13 protein-coding genes are annotated in these 18,069 nt (G+C 45.2%); 10 read left to right on the plus strand and 3 right to left on the minus strand.

Features of this window, described 5'->3' with window-relative positions; genetic code table 11:
• Positions 1–369 precede the first annotated feature (369 nt).
• Together G632_RS20500 and G632_RS0116355 are read right to left on the minus strand one after the other, a co-directional pair.
• On the minus strand, positions 370–1,257 hold the full coding sequence (locus tag G632_RS20500) for a M15 family metallopeptidase (protein WP_022770575.1): 888 nt from the start codon (positions 1,255–1,257) through the stop codon (positions 370–372).
• A 14-nt stretch (positions 1,258–1,271) separates the two neighbouring features.
• Positions 1,272–2,867, minus strand: a complete 1,596-nt coding sequence (locus G632_RS0116355; protein ID WP_022770576.1) for a dicarboxylate/amino acid:cation symporter — start codon at positions 2,865–2,867, stop codon at positions 1,272–1,274.
• Positions 2,868–3,046: 179 nt separating this feature from the next.
• Here G632_RS0116355 and G632_RS0116360 point away from each other — a divergent pair, with 179 nt between their 5' ends.
• The 8 genes from G632_RS0116360 to G632_RS0116395 all read left to right on the plus strand — a co-directional run bounded on the left by G632_RS0116360 (position 3,047) and on the right by G632_RS0116395 (position 11,047).
• Positions 3,047–3,892 (plus strand): energy-coupling factor transporter ATPase, encoded by an 846-nt coding sequence (locus G632_RS0116360; protein WP_022770578.1) that lies wholly within the window; start codon positions 3,047–3,049, stop codon positions 3,890–3,892.
• Positions 3,883–4,731 (plus strand): energy-coupling factor transporter ATPase, encoded by an 849-nt coding sequence (locus tag G632_RS0116365; RefSeq protein ID WP_022770579.1) that lies wholly within the window; start codon positions 3,883–3,885, stop codon positions 4,729–4,731. Before G632_RS0116360 ends, G632_RS0116365 begins: the two co-directional genes overlap by 10 nt.
• Complete coding sequence (locus G632_RS0116370) at positions 4,731–5,537, plus strand: energy-coupling factor transporter transmembrane component T family protein (protein ID WP_022770581.1); 807 nt, start codon at positions 4,731–4,733, stop codon at positions 5,535–5,537. Before G632_RS0116365 ends, G632_RS0116370 begins: the two co-directional genes overlap by 1 nt.
• A gap of 17 nt (positions 5,538–5,554) precedes the next feature.
• Positions 5,555–6,343 carry a tRNA pseudouridine(38-40) synthase TruA gene (gene truA, locus G632_RS0116375; protein ID WP_022770582.1) on the plus strand — a complete coding sequence of 263 codons (789 nt, stop codon included), beginning with the start codon at positions 5,555–5,557 and terminating at the stop codon, positions 6,341–6,343.
• A gap of 193 nt (positions 6,344–6,536) precedes the next feature.
• On the plus strand, positions 6,537–6,965 hold the full coding sequence (gene rplM / locus G632_RS0116380) for a 50S ribosomal protein L13 (RefSeq protein WP_022764386.1): 429 nt from the start codon (positions 6,537–6,539) through the stop codon (positions 6,963–6,965).
• 26 nt (positions 6,966–6,991) lie between these two features.
• Complete coding sequence (rpsI, locus tag G632_RS0116385; RefSeq protein WP_022770583.1) at positions 6,992–7,390, plus strand: 30S ribosomal protein S9; 399 nt, start codon at positions 6,992–6,994, stop codon at positions 7,388–7,390.
• A 175-nt stretch (positions 7,391–7,565) separates the two neighbouring features.
• Entirely contained in the window at positions 7,566–9,572 is a 2,007-nt protein-coding gene (locus tag G632_RS0116390) for a GGDEF domain-containing protein (RefSeq protein WP_022770585.1), read from the plus strand.
• Between the two features lie 17 nt (positions 9,573–9,589).
• The gene (locus tag G632_RS0116395) at positions 9,590–11,047 is read left to right on the plus strand and encodes a GGDEF domain-containing protein (protein ID WP_022770586.1); all 1,458 of its coding nucleotides are present in this window, start codon (positions 9,590–9,592) and stop codon (positions 11,045–11,047) included.
• Here G632_RS0116395 and G632_RS0116400 read toward each other — a convergent pair.
• On the minus strand, positions 11,022–11,879 hold the full coding sequence (locus G632_RS0116400) for an AraC family transcriptional regulator (RefSeq protein ID WP_022770587.1): 858 nt from the start codon (positions 11,877–11,879) through the stop codon (positions 11,022–11,024). The genes G632_RS0116395 and G632_RS0116400 overlap by 26 nt on opposite strands.
• Positions 11,880–12,011: 132 nt before the next feature.
• Between G632_RS0116400 and G632_RS0116405 the strand changes: the two genes are divergently transcribed.
• Both G632_RS0116405 and G632_RS0116410 read left to right on the plus strand, forming a co-directional pair.
• Positions 12,012–15,275: a tetratricopeptide repeat protein gene (locus G632_RS0116405; RefSeq protein WP_022770588.1), complete on the plus strand. Its 3,264-nt coding sequence runs from the start codon at positions 12,012–12,014 to the stop codon at positions 15,273–15,275.
• A 12-nt stretch (positions 15,276–15,287) separates the two neighbouring features.
• Entirely contained in the window at positions 15,288–17,969 is a 2,682-nt protein-coding gene (locus G632_RS0116410) for a glycoside hydrolase family 2 TIM barrel-domain containing protein (RefSeq protein ID WP_022770589.1), read from the plus strand.
• Positions 17,970–18,069 lie beyond the last annotated feature (100 nt).

The raw sequence follows: 18,069 nt of genomic DNA on the forward strand, positions 1-18,069 counted from the left end.
TGGCTAAGATAAATCTCATTATATCTGTAAACGACCATTTCTTAGTGCGGCAAAAATCCGTATTTGGGTTCCGGGTAAATAGCCAATGAACTCGGTCCATTTGATCAATAATTGACAGCAGCTTGTTTTTAACAGTTTTAGAATAGTTCATTTAGTGCCTCCTTGAAAAAAGATTTGTCTTTAATTTCAAGGGCCGCTTTCGCTACTTCTAAATACAATTCGTAGCGAAAGCGGCCGCACTTTTTCAGTCATCTGTCAACTATTTTTTAATAAAAAAAGACCTCTATACCATTTCTGATATAGAGATCTTATTCCGTCATCTTATCTTAATGACATTGGGCAATAGCCGCATCCCTTTTTTATTTCTTTTTATTTTTTCTCGAAATGCTGATAGTCTTTCGAATTATTCCAGTCTCCGCCCCATTTAAAGCCATGCTCCTTAAAGAGCTTATAAGCCAGATCGTTTTCATCAATCTTGTACGGGAATGAAGCTGATCTGTCTGCATAGGCTTCACTACCTGCAGGTGATACATTTGTCGTACCATCCTTGTTATAGGTGATATAAGGGTTGTAGAAAGGATTTATGTCTATCGCACGTCCGTAAGCATGGTTTGAAAGTCTTGTGGTTCCTTCAACCACTCTGTAGTTGAAACAGGAGGTATTATTTGCCAGCATGGATGCTGTGTCATCTCCTCCGTATTCATCCACCAGCTTTACACTTTCCAATTGATAATTGTTTGAATATAATTCGTAGAAAATCTCTACCATATCCTGGGCGAGAGCTTTATTACATATCAGCTCGCCTTTCTGAGTCTCTCCGTTAAAATCTACATACATAAGGCCGACATACCTAAGCTCATCAAGTGGTACCGTGCAGTCAACTGGATAGGATATTCCTGAGATACGCTTGAATACTTCATTGGTGATTGGCTCATAGTAAAATCCATCCATGTAGGTGATCCTCTCGGGTGACGGTTCAGGTTCCGGTTCGGGTTCAGGCTCCGGCTCTTCGACGATTTTAGGCTCAGGCTCCGCCTCTTCGATAACTTCCGGCTCTTTTGCTGGTACAGATTCCGCCTCTTTTACAGGCTCAGGCTCCTTAACTTCTTCTATAGTTGATGAAACAGCAGCTGCTTCCGGATTCTTTTTTGCATAGTCGGAAAGAGTTTCGCCTCTAGCAAGAAACCTTGCTCCAATGGCGGCAATGATGATAACTCCTGCCAGAAGTGCCAGTTCTTTTAAGTACTTGATGGTCATGTTGTTTGATTACCTCAGCTGTTATATTTTTCATGGTCCAGTAGACCTTCGTTACTTGCGACAATTACCGCAGTAGCCATGTCTCCTGTAGTATTGGACATTGTATCGGCCATGTCAAGAATAGGATTGATGGCTATGATAAGGCCCAGCGCTTCGATTGGAATATTAAGAGATTCCGCTACAACGCCAAGGCAGATGAATGCGCATCCGGGAACGCCCGGTGCTCCAAGAGAGAGCATTATGATGGTGAATGTGAGGGAAATAAGCGAAGGCAGGTCAACAACGATGCCATAGGCTTTTGCCAAAAACAGCCCGATTATGGTCAGGTAAAGACATACACCATCCATGTTAATGGTTGCTCCGAGAGGGATAGAGAAATTGGCAACCTTCGGTGATACGCCCAGCTTCTCGGTGCAGATTCTCATGTTTGTCGGCATGGCTGCTGAGCTGGAAGACAAAGTTAGGCTGGTAAAAATACCCTCCTTGTCGTTTTTGAAAAATTTAAGAGGATTGAGCCTGCCGATAACAAGGATCAGAAGTCCATATATGCACATCATGCAAAGGATGGCACCTGTATGCGTCAGTGTGACGCTGAGTATTGAAAGAAGCGAATCTCCGCCAAGATTGATAACAAGGAGTGATATTGAAACAAAAGCTGCAAGCGGAATAAATCTGGTTATCAGAGTTGTTATGGTCAAAAACAGTGTGTTAAGGGCGTCAAAAAGCTCTTTTAACATAGAAGAGTACTTGCCTACCATTCCGACAGAGATTCCGCAGAGCATAGCCAGGAAGATCAGTTGAAGGGTATCGGATTCAAGGAATGGAGACAGGAAGTTGGAAGGCACTATATTCATAAGCGTTGACATTATGGATGTATCCACGGAAGTGTCCACGCTTACTGCCTGAGTGGTGATTCCTGAACTCAGCGCAAAGCCGAATTCTCCGGGCTGTACCAGGTGAAAGATACCAATGCCCAAAAGAACAGCGATGACCGTGGTCAGAAGATACATGGATATGACACGGCTGCCTATCTTGCCTACTTCCGAGAGATTCGTAAACTGTGAGAAGCAGGAGACAATGGAGAAGAATACCACAGGAGCAATAATTATCCTTATGGCATGCATGAATACGATCTTGATAGGCTCTAATACGTAGGTGCAGAGCGTAGTGTTAACGGATTCAGGGAAAAGAAATTTCGCAAGAAATCCAAATGCCAGACCAAGGAAAAGTGCATAAATGGCGGAGTTGTTGAGCTTTTGCTCCGACTGACCGGCAACTATCCTGACATGGTTAATATTGTTTTTGTTTCTGTATTTGAAATTTTCACCGAAGGAGCGCAGAAGTACGGCGCGGATGGCACTGACGCTGGCATCTTCGCTAAGGTCATCTTCATCAGAATAGGGAGAAAACTCCTCACCCTTCATGGACATGTTCACGCTGGTTTCGCCAAAGAATTGTCTGACCTGGATCTTTAGATCGGTATTGGCCGGAGCGTGCTTTAGAAGGTCTGCTATTATCTCCTCGGAGATAAGTAAGGTTTTTTGAATGAATTTTTTGCCGACAGACATCTGAATCAGGCTGCTTTCAATAAAGCCCATTACGTCAGACATAAAGGTGCAACTGCCTGAATTATAAAAAGCTGACGTGTTTCTGATCATTTTCATTAAACCGCAGGTCCTTTCCGTTTAGTCCGTGATCGCAATCACATATAAAAATTATATCATGCAAAAAGCGCTTAAAGTTGTATTATCCCCTGAAATCTAGTAAAATTAGCACTGTTATGAAGAAGATGATTCGCACAGATAAACTTGTATTTGAATATATAAGGCGTGACGAGGAAGGCAATGTTGAGGGCATCACAAGAGCCATTGACGATGTCAATCTTTCTGTGGAGCCCGGGCAGTTTATTGCCATTTTGGGTCACAACGGCTCCGGAAAGTCAACGCTTGCCAAGCATTTCAATGCACTGCTCTACCCGACAGAGGGCGAGGTCTATGTGGATGGAATGCTGACTGAGGATGATGAGCACCTTTGGGATGTCAGACAGGAAGCGGGAATGATATTCCAGAATCCGGACAACCAGATCATCGGTCAGATTGTTGAAGAGGATGTCGGCTTTGGACCTGAGAACATGGGTGTTCCCACTGAGGAAATCTGGGAGAGAGTTGATGAGAGCTTAAAGGCTGTCCGTATGGACAAGTTCAGAAAGTCATCACCCAATCATCTGTCAGGTGGTCAGAAGCAGAGAGTATCCATAGCCGGCGTCATCGCAATGCACCCCAAGTGCATTATCATGGATGAGCCCACGGCCATGCTTGATCCCAACGGCAGAAAGGAAGTAATAAGAGCTGCCAGGGGACTCAACCAGGTAGAGGGCATCACAGTTATTCTTATAACTCACTACATGGAAGAGGTTGTGGATGCGGACAAGGTCTTTGTCATGGACAAGGGCAAGGTTGTCATGGAGGGAACTCCGAGGGAGATCTTTGCTCAGGTGGACAAGCTTAAGGCGCTTAAACTTGGCGTTCCGCAGGTTACACTCCTTGCGCATGAACTTAGAAAGAGCGGTGTTCCACTTCCTAATCCTATCCTTACGAGAAAAGAGCTTGTGGAGGCTTTAAAAGCATGTCGATAATGCTAAATCATGTCAATTACATATATGACGAAGACACTGCCATGGCCAGCGCAGCTCTTATTGATGTTTCACTGAAGATCCCGGATGGCCAGTTCATCGGACTTATCGGACACACAGGGTCAGGTAAGTCAACGCTGATACAGCATATGAACGGTCTTGTTAAGCCTTCAAGCGGTCAGGTTTTCTTTAACAATGAAGATATCAATGACAAGGACTACGACAAGAAAAAGCTAAGAGCCAAGGTGGGGCTGGTCTTCCAGTATCCGGAGCATCAGCTCTTTGAATCAGACTGCTTTAAGGATGTGTGTTTTGGCCCCAAGAACCTGGGACTTCCCCAGAAGGAAGTTGAGCTTAGGGCTTATGAGGCCTTAAAACAGGTGGGCTTTGATGATGATTATTTCTATCAGTCCCCTTTTGATCTGTCGGGAGGACAAAAGAGAAGAGTCGCCATCGCAGGTGTTCTGGCTATGAAACCCCAGATTCTGATCCTTGATGAACCTACAGCAGGCCTTGATCCCAAGGGCCGTGAAGATATACTCAACTTGATATCGGACCTCCATAAGACCATGGGCATCACCATTATCCTTGTGAGCCACAGCATGGAGGATGTTGCGGATTACGTTGAGAGGATCATCGTAATGAACAAGGGCAGGGTTGCATTTGACGCGGAGCCCAGAGAGGTCTTTTCCCATTATAAAGAACTAGAGGAGATCGGACTTGCTGCGCCTCAGGTGACCTACTGCATGCAGGAATTGAAGGCTGCGGGCTTTGATGTAAGTACCGATATAACAACCCTGGAAGAAGCAAAAAAAGAGATTTTAAAGGCGCTTGGTAAATAATGCTTAGAGATATTACGCTGGGACAATATTATAGGACGGAATCGGTGATCCACTCCCTTGACCCTAGAGTTAAGATCGTGGGAACCTTCTCCTTTATTATTTCCCTGTTTCTGGTGAAAAATTTCATAGGATATGTCATTGCGGCACTTTTTTTGTGCGTGTGCATAAAGCTTTCAAATGTGCCTCCAAAATTCATTTTTAGGGGCATGAGAGCGATCTTTTTCCTGCTGCTCATAACTATGGTGTTCAACCTGTTTTTGACGCCGGGAGAGCCTCTGGTGAGCTTTTGGAAGATTAAGATCACGAAAGAGGGAATAAGGCTTGCGATCATGATGGGAGTAAGGCTTGTGTTCCTCATCACCGGATCGTCGCTGATGACGCTGACAACAACGCCCAACTACCTTACGGACGGCCTTGAGGACCTTCTCAAGCCTCTTAAGAAGATCAGGGTTCCGGTCCACGAGATTTCAATGATGATGTCTATTGCCCTCAGATTTATCCCGATTCTCATGGAGGAGACGGACAAGATCATGAAGGCGCAGATGGCAAGAGGAGCGGATTTCGAGAGCGGATCCATCATGAACAGGGCAAAGAGCCTGGTTCCGCTGCTGGTACCACTGTTTATTTCGGCCTTCAGAAGAGCCAACGACCTTGCAATGGCCATGGAAGCCAGGTGCTATCGAGGTGGAGAGGGCAGGACCAAGATGAAGCCTCTTGTTTATAAGAGGATTGATATCATCGCACTTGCAGTGATCTTTGGATATGTAGTCTGCTGCTTGGTTTTTGGCAGAATCCTTTTTAGATAACTTTGGAAAAAGAGCTGATGAGCGAAAAAAGACGCGCCATGCTGGTGGTGTCCTATGACGGAACAGCCTACAATGGCTGGGCACTTCAGACCAGCACTCACAATACAATTGAAGAGATGCTAAACCGTGCTATACACGGCCTTACGGGCGAGGAAGTACAGGTGATAGGTGCCAGCAGAACAGATGCAGGAGTCCACGCCTATGGGAACATTGCAGTTTTTGATACTGCCAGTTCCATTCCGGGAGAGAAATTCTCTTTTGCCCTAAATCACATACTTCCGGACGACATACGAGTGGTGGAGTCAAGAGATGTTGCTGCAGACTTTCATCCAAGGCACTGCGATACCGAGAAGACCTACGAGTATCGCGTTCTCAACACCCGGTTTGAAATTCCGGTGAAAAGACATTACACCTATCATTTCAGTATGCCTCTTGATGTGGAGGTGATGCAGGAAGCAGGGAGTTACCTGGTGGGAGAGCACGATTTTACGAGCTTTTGCAATGTTCAGTCACAGGCGCTTACACATGTGCGCATCATTAAGGATGTCAAGGTAAGGCGAGAGGGCGACGAGGTCATCATATCGGTGACGGGTAACGGATTCCTCTACAACATGGTGAGGATCATTGCCGGGACACTTCTGCAGATTGGAAGGGGCAAGGGTAAGCCTTCGGATATAGCAGATATGCTTAATGCAAAAGACAGATCGGCAGCAGGACCTACAGCTCCTCCTCAGGGTCTTTTCCTGATGGAGTACAAGTTCTTGGATGGAATCCCGGGACCTTTGGAAGATTCAAATAATTGTTGACAAATAATGGCAAATAGTCATATAATATCTTACTGTGTGACGTAGTATAACTATGTCCTCATTTAAGCTAAGTGGCATATTGATGTCCCGGTAAGCCTCAATATGTTCATATACTGCACAATCAGGTGAAGGGTTGCGCAGAGGAGTAACAAATTTTAAGTAATTGTTCTAATCTGGTAATGGAGGAAACACAATGAAAACATTTATGCCTAGTGCAACTACAGTAGAGAGAAAGTGGTATGTAGTTGATGCTACTGATATGACACTTGGACGTCTTGCTTCTAACGTTGCAAACGTACTTAGAGGTAAGAACAAGCCTATTTACACACCAAACATCGACACAGGTGATTTCGTAATCGTAATCAACGCTGATAAGATCAAAGTATCAGGTAAGAAGCTTGATCAGAAGATGTATTGGCACCACACAGATTATGTTGGACATCACAAGGAGTTCTCACTTCGTCAGATGCTTGAGACACACCCTGAGAGAGTTGTTGAGCACGCTGTTAAGGGAATGCTTCCTAAGGGATCTCTTGGAAGAGATATGTACAGCAAGCTCCATGTATATGCAGGTGCTGAGCACCCACACGCAGCTCAGAAGCCTGAAGTATTAACATTTTAATCGGGTAGTCGAAAGGAGAATCTAAAATGGCAAAGTCAGCTAATTACTACGGAACAGGTAGAAGAAAAAAGTCAATCGCTAGAGTATACCTTGTATCCGGAAATGGAAATATAACAATCAACAAGAGACCTATCGATGAGTATTTTGGTCTTGAGACTCTTAAGGTTATCGTTCGTCAGCCTCTCGTAGCTACAGAGACAACAGACAAGTTCGATGTTGTTGTAACTGTTAAGGGTGGCGGAACAACAGGCCAGGCCGGTGCTATCAGACACGGCATTTCAAGAGCTCTTCTTCAGGCTGATTCAGATGAGTACAGACCTGTTCTTAAGAAGGCCGGATACCTTACAAGAGATCCTCGTATGAAGGAGAGAAAGAAATACGGTCTCAAGAAGGCTCGTAGAGCTCCTCAGTTCTCAAAGAGATAATCATCTGCTATTGCAGATCACAGAAGACTCGGTACATTGTACCGGGTCTTTTTTTACGCGTGAAAAATGGTCCCTAACCCCCCGTCCCCAGGGACCATTAAATATTTATAAAATCCCTTTTTATTTAACGGTTTTACGGTTATTATTAATATATTCAGGAGGATTATAAAAAGGGATGTATTATTCAGCAGTCGCATTGCTTGCGCTGACAATAAATGTGATCTTGAATCGAAAATCCATAATGAAGATATTTGCAAAGACTGATGCACAGGATGCAGAACAGCAGGTGAAAGTGCGCTACAGTCATTTTTTGCATGCAATAAACTTATATTATCTGGTAGAGATAGCCTGGGGTATTCTCTATGAGAATCACAATAATCCCAAGCTGTTTACAATTATTTATATAAACACGGTTTTTTATTTCATTTTTATGCTTCTTACTATGCTGGCATGGACGCGCTACATCGTTGCATATCTTGAAAGTGACGATATCAGGGCCGAGATTATGACCGGCGCAGCGTGGTTTGCGTTCATTGCCGGGCTGATCTGTCTGATGTTCAATCGGTTTTATCATTTTATCTTTTCCTATAGTGATGATCATGAGTATATTCCGGAATCCGGAAGGCATACCATATATATTTTTTTACTTGTCTTTTATTTGGGAATTGCTATCAGGATGTTCATTGTTTCATGGAAATCTTCAGGACGCCAAAGCGTCAGGTACAGGGCAGTGGCTTATACTAGTGTCGCATTTGGCGTTTTTATGTTCCTGCAGATTCTGGCTTCATTCTATCCTCTATATGTCATTGGGCTTTTGATTGGAACTTGTGTAGTGCATTCTTATGTGGAAGCGGGCGAGAAACAGGAAAAAGAGATCCAGGATAAAATCGCAACAGTAATGGCTGAAGATTATATCGCCATCTATTATATCAACGTAAATAACGGAGAATATCTTGAATACGCCGGAAGACAGAAAGAGTTTATGAACATGCCTTCATCCGGAAAAGACTTCTTTACTGCATTCAAGGCAAACATTGAGCAAAATGCTTTTGACGAGGATAAAGGGGCTGCTGAAAGCTCTTTTACCAAAGAAACTATGATTGCAAATCTTGAGGGTAGACGTTCATTTTCCTGCAAATACAGGTTTATGGTGGGGGAAGAGCCGAGATTCTTCCTCGTTACTTATATGCGCGCAGGTAATGATAAGGAGCACATTATCTTTTACGAAAAAGACATTGAGGATGAACTAAGGGCTGAGAAGAAACGTAAGGAAAGTCAGAAAAAGACCATTACATTTACTCAGATCGCAGAGAGCCTGGCATCCAACTATGATGAGATCTATTATGTTGATATTGCAACCTCGTCCTATGTGGGCTACGAATCAAACAATATCTATGGCCAATTGGAGATCAGCAATTCGGGAGAGGATTTCTATGCTGAATCTATGTCCAATATTCCTCAGATCATTCATAAACAGGACCGTGACATGCTGATCGAATTCATGGATAAGGACAATATGATCTCTGCTATGGAGAGCCATAAGGTCCGCAGTATCGATTACCGTCTTATGGTGAACGGAAGATCTCGGTATACCAGGATGACTGTACGTAAGAGCAGCGATGGAACGCACTTTATCATAGGTGTCGAGAATATTGATGATGAGATCAAAAAAGAAAAGCAGCATATGAAGGCTCTGAAAACTGAAAAAGAGCTTGCAAGACGCGACGAACTTACCGGTACCAAGAACAAGACGGCATATAAAGAACTTGAAGAATCAGTGCAGAGCAATATTGAAAACGGCATGGACTATCTGCCGTTTGCGCTCATTGTATGTGATGCAAACAACTTAAAAGAGATAAATGATACTCAGGGGCATGTTGTGGGCGATGAATATATCAAGGAATCTGCAAAGCTCTTGTGCAATATATTTAAGCACAGCCCTGTATTCAGGATCGGCGGAGACGAATTTGTAGTGCTCCTTAGAGGTGATGATTACGACAAGAAGCAGGAGCTTATGGATAAGCTAAGGAACCAGGTCCTTAAGAACAAAGAAAGTGGCACCGGGGCGGTTCTTGCTTCAGGCATTGCTGAGTACGAACCGGAGAAAGACAGTCTTGTTTCCGAGATCTTAGACCGTGCCGACAGGGCAATGTATGAGAACAAACAGAAGCTGAAAGCTTAGTATTGGAGTAAACATGCATGGATAAAAAGCCATTTATCTCTCTTAAAGTAAGAATTTCCATAGGCGTTGTTTCTGTGTGCCTTTTACTTGGGTTTTTGGCAGTTCTTTTGATGAACAGGATTGCAAGAGATATTGTTGATGAAGAGTACACCGATGATGCCGAGAGGATATCGAGAGCAGCTGTGAGCACCCTTGACGTAGGCGATGTCAAAGAGCTTACAGATATTGTAATGGGCATTTATGAAGATGCCGGAGAAGTTGTACCCAGTACTGAGTGGGGGTCAGAAGCCTGGAATAAGTACATGTCAAACTTTGAAGGCGTAGAAAGTCTTCCGGTATTTGGAAAACTAAGAAAGCAGCTCAGAGTATATCAGGAAATATTTGATGTCGAGTGCATATATATCATGCAGTTTAATAAAGCCGGTGATCATGCCATATACATAATAGATGCGGCTTACGAAAATGTATGTCCTCCCGGTGTTGTTGATTCATTTGTGGAAGGCTTCTGGCCGGATTCAACAGGACGTGCCATTCCCACTACCATAACCAATGAGGAAAGGTATGGCTGGCTTGTTACGGCAGCTACGCCTGTTATGCTCGATGATGAAGTAGTTGCTTTTCTTTGCGTTGATATTTCTATGAATGAGATCAAGGCAAACGAGAGGGATTATGTTTTTATGACAGGTATTGCCATGGCCCTCTTTACTTTGATGGTTCTGGTATTCTCCCTGATATATATAAACAGGAATATTTTCGGCCCTGTGGCGCTTCTGTCGGACACGGCCAAAAACTACTGCTCAGAAAGCGGTGAGATCATCCACCATGAGTTTGAGAAGCTGTCTGTCAGGAACAACGATGAGATTTCGGACCTTCTTCTGTCCATGAAGCAGATGGAGGCAGACATGAATGCCAATATCACCGCTTTAATGGATACCAAGGTGGCGCTTAAGGCTACTGAGGAAAAAGCTAGTACCATGGAGGCATTGGCGGTCAAGGATACCCTCACCGGTATTTGGAACAGACTGGCCTACGAAGATGAAATAAAAAGGCTCAACAAAGATATTCGTGAGGGCTTTACCGAGTTTGGAATTGCAATGATAGATCTTAATGATCTTAAGAAGATAAATGATACTTATGGCCACGAAAACGGCAATATCGCCATCAAAAGCTTAAGCGCCATTATCTGTGATGTGTTCAAGCGCTCAAGGGTATTCAGGATCGGCGGCGATGAGTTTGGGGTCATCTTAAAGAAAAAGGACTTCAAGAATATAGATAAGCGTATGGAGGACTTTAATGACAGGCTTACGAAGATTGCAGCGGACAATCTTCTAATGCCTTGGGAAAAGGTATCTGCGGCGATCGGCTATGCCATGTTTGACGATGATGACGATGTGACCGCCGAAGATGTTTTCAAAAAGGCCGACAAAGCCATGTACGAGAGAAAGACGGCTATGAAAGCAGGGCTGACCCTATAGCGTTCTTTCTGTATTCGTTCGGCGTTATGCCTTCTCTTTTCTTAAAGCAGTAGCAGAAGGCACTCTCGTCTATAAAGCCGCAGGAGAGGGCAATCTCCGAGATGGTCATGTTAGAATTGGACAGATTATATTTGGCCGCAGAAATGCGCGTCGATAAAAGAAACTGGTGTGGTGTCACGCCGGTTTCTTTTTTGTATTTCCTGTTGAAGTGGTAGGGCGATAATCCTGCCATATCTGCCATTTCCTCAAGAGTTATCTTCTTGCTGAAATTCTCTGTGAGATAGGTGGTGACTTTCTTTATTCCATCTTCATTTGCAGCATCTTTAGAAGAAGGGCTGACTGATAACTCCAGCAGCAGATTCCCTATCATAATGCTCATCTGGGCTTCGCTAAGAGACAGGTGCTTCTCCATACCATTAATGAGATTTGAAAGAATGGAGCGGGCGGATTTAAAGTTTGAAAGAGCTATGATATTGCCCCGTTCTCTGACCAGATATTCGTAGTAGCCTCCTGCAAGCTTTCCATCAAAGTGGAGCCAGAGAGTTCTGCATCCGGTGCTTGTTCTATAAGCATGGTGATTGTAGCAGTTGAGCAAAATGGCATCACCTTTGGCGGCCGTAACATATTTTCCGTCCAGCAATATTTCCATAGTTCCGTTTTCTATCAGGATGACTAGATAGCTGTCATAGCGATTTCTTTCAAGAGAATAACCCGGCAGATATTCAAAACCTCCAATGACAGTCGGATACAGGAAAAGAGCCTTCGCAGCAGCTGTGGGTGTATATATAAAATACTGAGATTCTCTCGCTATTTTTTCTTCAGTTGTGAACATGATGAGCCTCCCAAAATGCATAGCAATTTCTTTATATTATAGAGCAAGTTTATCAATTGAGAAAGCCCTTTGATTATCTTATGCTCAAGATAGAGATTAGCTATCACAGTGTTTTACCAAAGGGAGAATGACATGGATACAGTAAAGATATGGGAAGAAAAGCTTAAGATTCCAACCTACGAGATCGGAGAAGCGGACATAAATCCGATGTTCCTCGAAAAGAGAGTATATCAGGGCAGCAGTGGCAAGATTTATCCATACCCTGCAACTTCAAAAATAAGCAGGCAGAAAAAGGACAAGGAGTGGAACGTTGTCTTTTTGGAGAACAAGTACTTAAAGATCATGGTAATGCCTGAGCTCGGAGGCAGGATCCAGAGAGCTCTCGATAAGACTAACGGATATGACTTTGTCTATTATAACCATGTTATAAAGCCGGCGCTTGTGGGACTTACAGGCCCCTGGATCTCCGGCGGTATTGAGTTTAACTGGCCTCAGCATCACAGACCAACCACCTACATGAAGGTAGAGCACAAGATATGCGATAATGCAGATGGTTCCAAGAGTCTTCTTCTGGGTGATGTAGACAGGATGTACGGAACAAGGGTCATCACGACCATAACCCTGTATCCGGACAAGGCATACATCGAGATTGAGGGCCAGCTTTACAACAGAACTCCGCTCCCTCAGACGTTCCTCTGGTGGGCCAATCCTGCAGTTTCCGTTAATGACAACACCCAGTCTGTTTTCCCGCCGGATGTACATTCGGTCTACGACCATGGTAAAAGAGCTGTCTCAAGATTTCCAATTGCAACCGGCACCTACTACAAGCATGACTACAGCGCCGGTGTTGATATTTCAAGGTATAAAAACATACCCGTGCCGACTTCCTACATGGCAGAGCATTCCGACTATGATTTCGTGGGTGGATACGACTATGGCAAGGAAGCAGGTCTTTTGCATGTGGCAGATCATCACATATCGCCGGGCAAAAAGCAGTGGACCTGGGGATGCGGTGATTTCGGAAAAGCCTGGGACAGGAACCTTACGGATGAAGATGGTCCGTACATTGAGCTGATGACCGGCATGTACTGCGACAACCAGCCCGACTTTGCGTGGCTTATGCCCTTTGAGGAAAAGAAATTCAAGCAGTACTTCATGCCCTACAAAAAGGCCGGATACGTCAAGAATGCCAGCACTGATGCGGCGGTAAATCTTGAGGTTACGGACAAAGAAATAAAGGCCTGCGTTTATGCTACAGGAGAGCTTTCAGGCGCGCAGGTAGTCATAACAAGCGATGGAAAAGAGATATTTAGTGAGAAGGCGGATATATCTCCGGAGAAGGTATTTGAGAGAAGTATTCCCGTGGCCGGTGCTGATAAGTACAAGGTCAGGATCGCAGTGATCTATGAGGGAAAAGAGCTTGTCTCTTATCAGGAAAAAGACTGCGGAATCCCAAAGCTTGCTGAGCCTGCCAAGGCTGCGAAAGCGCCAAAGGATATCCTTAGTAATGAGGAGCTGTATCTGACGGGACTTCACATCGAACAGTACAGGCATGCTACTTATCTTCCGGATGATTACTATCTGGAGGGATTAAAGAGGGATGATGGAGACATCCGTATAAATAACGCATACGGAATGCTGCTTCTTAGAAGGGGAGAGTTTGCAAAGGCAGAAGGATGCTTCAGAAAGGCGATAGAAAGGCTGACTCTTCTAAATCCCAATCCCTATGACAGTGAGGCGTACTATGACTTAGGGCTGAGCCTCTTTTATCAGGATAGATTTGATGAGGCCTATGATGCCTTCTACAAGGCAACCTGGACCAGTGCCCAGCAGGAGATGGCTTTCTACTATCTCTCCGTGATCGCCTGCAGGAGGAAATCCTATGAAGAGGCGCTTTCGTTTGCAGAAAAGAGCCTTATAAAGAACAGCGAAAACATCAAGGCAAGAGGTTTAAAGGCAGCGCTTTTGGTGGCGCTTGGAAGAAATGATGAAGCGCGGGAGTACCTGGAAGAGAATCTCAGGGTGGATGCCTTTGACTTTGTGTCGAGATGTCTTTTGACAAAAACTGGCGATGGCTACGGCGAGGAGAAGATAACCGGGGACATAGAGAATTTCCTGCAGACAGCAAGGGACTTTGCGGAGTATGGCATGTATGATGCGGCGGTGGAAGTGCTGGATTCATGCTCGGCAGAGAGCCCTTTAAAGTACTATTACAAGGCATTCTATCTTGATAAACAGAGTGAGGCCGAGGCAGCAAAGAAGGCGCTTGGGAATGCGGAATGTGCTGACTTCAGGTACTGTTTCCCCAATAAGCTCGAGGACCTTAAGGTGCTGGAAAAGTGCATAGAACTGGATCCTGATGGCGCTAAGGCCTATTATTATCTTGGCTGTCTGTACTACGACAAGCTGGGGTATGAGAAGGCAGTTAAGCTCTGGGAGAAGTCAAAAGAGCTTGATGATACCTTCCCGACTGTGTTTAGAAACCTCTCAATAGCGTATTATAATAAGTGTGGTGATAAAGACGGAGCAAAGCAGTGCATGGAGCGGGCATTTGACCTTGACAGGAGTGATGCGAGAGTGTTCCTGGAGCTTGATCAGCTCTATGCAAGACTGGGAGTGGCGCCGAAAGAGAGACTCTCAAAGTTTGAGGAGAACCTTGAGATTGTTAAGGAAAGGGACGACCTCTATACGGAGTATGTGACTCTTCTTAACATCTGTGGCAGATATGATGATGCGCATCAGAAGATAACGAGCCATGATTTCCAGACCTGGGAAGGGGCAGAGGGCAAGATCACCTCGCAGTTTAAGATATCTCTTTTCATGCTGGCTAAGGATGCACTTGATAAAGGAGATGCCAAAGGCGCTGCAAAGCTCATAGAAGAAGCACTGTCCTACCCTGAGAATCTGGGCGAGGGAAGGCTTGAGGGAACCAAGGACAACAACCTTTATTACCTTCTGGGCAAGTGTTACAAGGCGCTTGGAGATGAGGCTAAGGCAAAAGAGTGCTTTGAGAAATCAACGCTCGGTGAGTCCGAGCCTGCGGGAATGATGTACTACTACGATCAGCCTGCGGACATGATCCTGTTCCAGGGCCTTGGCTTTAAAGAGCTAGGTGATGAGATGGCTGCCAATGCCAGGTTCTATAAGCTTTTGGACTTTGGCGAGCACCACGTAAACGATAAATTTGTAATGGATTATTTTGCAGTTTCCATGCCGGATATGTCAGTGTTTGATGCGGATATGGATGTTAAGAATAAGGTACACTGCTACTATCTTATGGGACTTGCAAATATGGGAATAGGTGACGGAAAAAGAGCTGCCGGGTGGTTTGAGAAAGCTCTTTTACTTGATAAGAATCATCAGCTTGCAGCGCTGTATCTGGGGCTGTGTAAGTGACGGAGATCTGTGATGAGAGAATTTAGAAGTCTTGCCGGAGAGTGGCATGTGCGCCTTTTGGATGGTGGCACATATTCTGCGTCTCTTCCGGGGACGCTGGATACAAATGAAATAGGACATGAGGATAAGCTGACGGGCAAGCTCCATCAGGACGAGAACTATGTGGAGAATAAGGCGCTTACGTCGGCGGATGTGATTGCGACAAGGCTATCGAGAAAACATACCTACGAGGGGAAGGCTGTCTTTTCCCGGAGATGGGAAGATGATGTGCCCGGCGGGAAGCGGCTGTTTCTGCAAGCAGAGAGAGCGAGAGTGTTAAGGCTCTTTGTGGATGGAAAAGAGATTCCGGCTAAGGTGGGAAGTCTTTCGACACCGTATGTGTTTGAAGTTACGGATGTGCTTGGTGAGGGAGCGCTGATCGAGCTTGAGTCGGATAACGGCTACGAGGGGCTTCCAAGGAATGACATTGTGTATTCTTCGGCTGCCACGGATGAGACCCAGACTAACTGGAACGGAATTATCGGGGAGTTTGGGATAGAGGTAAGAGAGAAGACATTTATTGAGGGTGTCAGGGTTTATCCGAGGAAGGAAGCGGGCGATGGCAAGTGGACGCTGGACGTGCAGGTTACTGTGGACTCCCTTGATGGCTTTGATGGGAAGATTGCACTTGAGTTTGAGGAGCTGGGAATAAATAAAGAGCAGGATGTTTCCTGTGGCTGTGGGAAGAGTTCTTTTGAAGTCCGGGTAGATGCTGAAGTGACGAAAGAACTGTTGTGGGACGAGGCTTGCGGAAATGTTATGCATGTGAGCGCAAGTCTTGGAGATGATGTGTATAGGGCCGGTTTTGGTATCAGGGCATTTGAAGACATAGACGGGCATCTGTGCCTGAACGGGCGCAGGATTTTTCTCAGGTCCGAGGCAAACTGTGCGGTATTTCCCGAGACCGGCCATGCGCCAATGGATGTCTCTTCCTGGAAAGAGATAATCAGGACCTACATGGGCTATGGGGTTAACTGCCTCAGGTTCCATTCCCACTGTCCTCCTGAGGCGGCTTTTTATGCGGCTGATGAGCTGGGAGTTCTGATGCAGCCGGAGCTCTCACACTGGAATCCAAGGGATGCTTTCTCTGACGACAAGTCAGCGACTTATTATGAAAATGAGCTGAGGGAGATTCTTGAGGTTTACGCAAATCATCCGTCGTTTGTGATGATGACTTTCGGCAATGAGCTACAGGCAAAAGAAGATGGAATGAAGGTGGCGCACAAACTCCTAGAGTGGTGCCATGATGCGGATAAAACCAGGCTATTTGCATTTTCTTCCAATGCGTTTTATGGGGAGAAAGGTGCAGATGCTGAGAGTGATTTCTATACTGCCGCTAGTTACAGGGACTTGCCCATGAGGGCGACTTTTGCCGGTATGAAGGGGTATCTTAACAACGACTATCCTGATGCTAAGCATGATTATTCCGGTACGGTGAAAGAGATCAGAAAGGATTATCAAAAGCCGGTATTCAGCTTTGAAGTGGGGCAGTACGAGGTTTTGCCAGAGCTGCATGAAATTGAAGATTTTAGCGGAGTTACAAGAGCCCGGAATCTTGAACTGATAAAGAAAAAAGTTGAGGAAAAGGGGCTCCTTGATGAGTGGGAAAGAAGAGTAGAAGCTAGCGGAGAGCTGTCACTTCTTAGCTATCGTGAGGAAGTAGAAGCGGCTCTTAGGACTGAAGGCTACAGCGGAATTTCGCTGCTGGGGCTTCAGGATTTTCCGGGGCAGGGTACAGCTCTTGTCGGGATGATGAACTCTCATCTTAAGCCCAAGCCCTACAGTTTTGCTGCGCCTGAGAGGTTTAGGAGTTTCTTCAAAGAAGCTATTCCTTTGGTGTTACTTGATAGGTATACCTATGTTGATGGTGAGAAGCTATCGGCGGTGGTGAAGTTTGCTAATTACTCCAAGGGAGATATTACAGGACAGCTCTTCGTGAGAGTGTCAGATGGGGAGAAAGCTTTTTTGACAAAAGAGTTTGATAAGGTAAACTGCCGGCAGGGAGAACTTAGTGAAGTCGGAGAAATTGAGATTAAGTTGGAACTCCCGGAGCCTAAGAGGAATAGTGAACTGACTCTAGATGTGTCTTTTGCAGGATACGATAACTCTTACAAGATTTACGTCTACACGAGGGAGAGTCAGAAACCTGAGAAACCGGACTGCGTCTACGAGTGCAGGACTTTGGATGATAAGGCAAATGAGATTTTGGAAGATGGCGGAATTGTTTTCCTTGCGCCGGATTCCACAAAAGAGGCGCTTCCTGAGTCAGTAAAGAGTTCCTTTACCACGGACTTTTGGTCTGTGGGAACCTTCAGTTCTCAGGAGGGAACTATGGGGCTTCTGATAGATGATGAGCATCCTTTGTTCAGGGACTTCCCGACAAAGTTTTACCCGGGCTATCAATGGTTTGTGCAAAGCTCGCAGAGAGCTCTTTTGCTGCCTGAGGGAGTGCGGAGCATAGTTACTGTTATGGACTGCTACGCGTATCTTCGCAACATGGGAATGCTTGTGGAGTACAGATGCAAAAAGGGCAGGATATTTGTTTCATCAATGGGACTGCATAACCTGCTTGATTACCCGGAGTGTAGAGCTCTTTTGACTGCGATATACAGATACCTTGCGTCGGAGGATTTTGATCCACAGCAGGAGATGTGAGTCAATGGGGACGTTTCAGTTTGACTCAAAATGAGTCAAACTGAAACGTCCCCGGTGACTCATTGATTCCCCGGAGTGCATTTTCGAAAATTATGTGATA

Origin of the sequence: Butyrivibrio sp. NC2007 (assembly GCF_000421405.1) — a bacterium.
GTDB lineage: Bacteria > Bacillota > Clostridia > Lachnospirales > Lachnospiraceae > Butyrivibrio.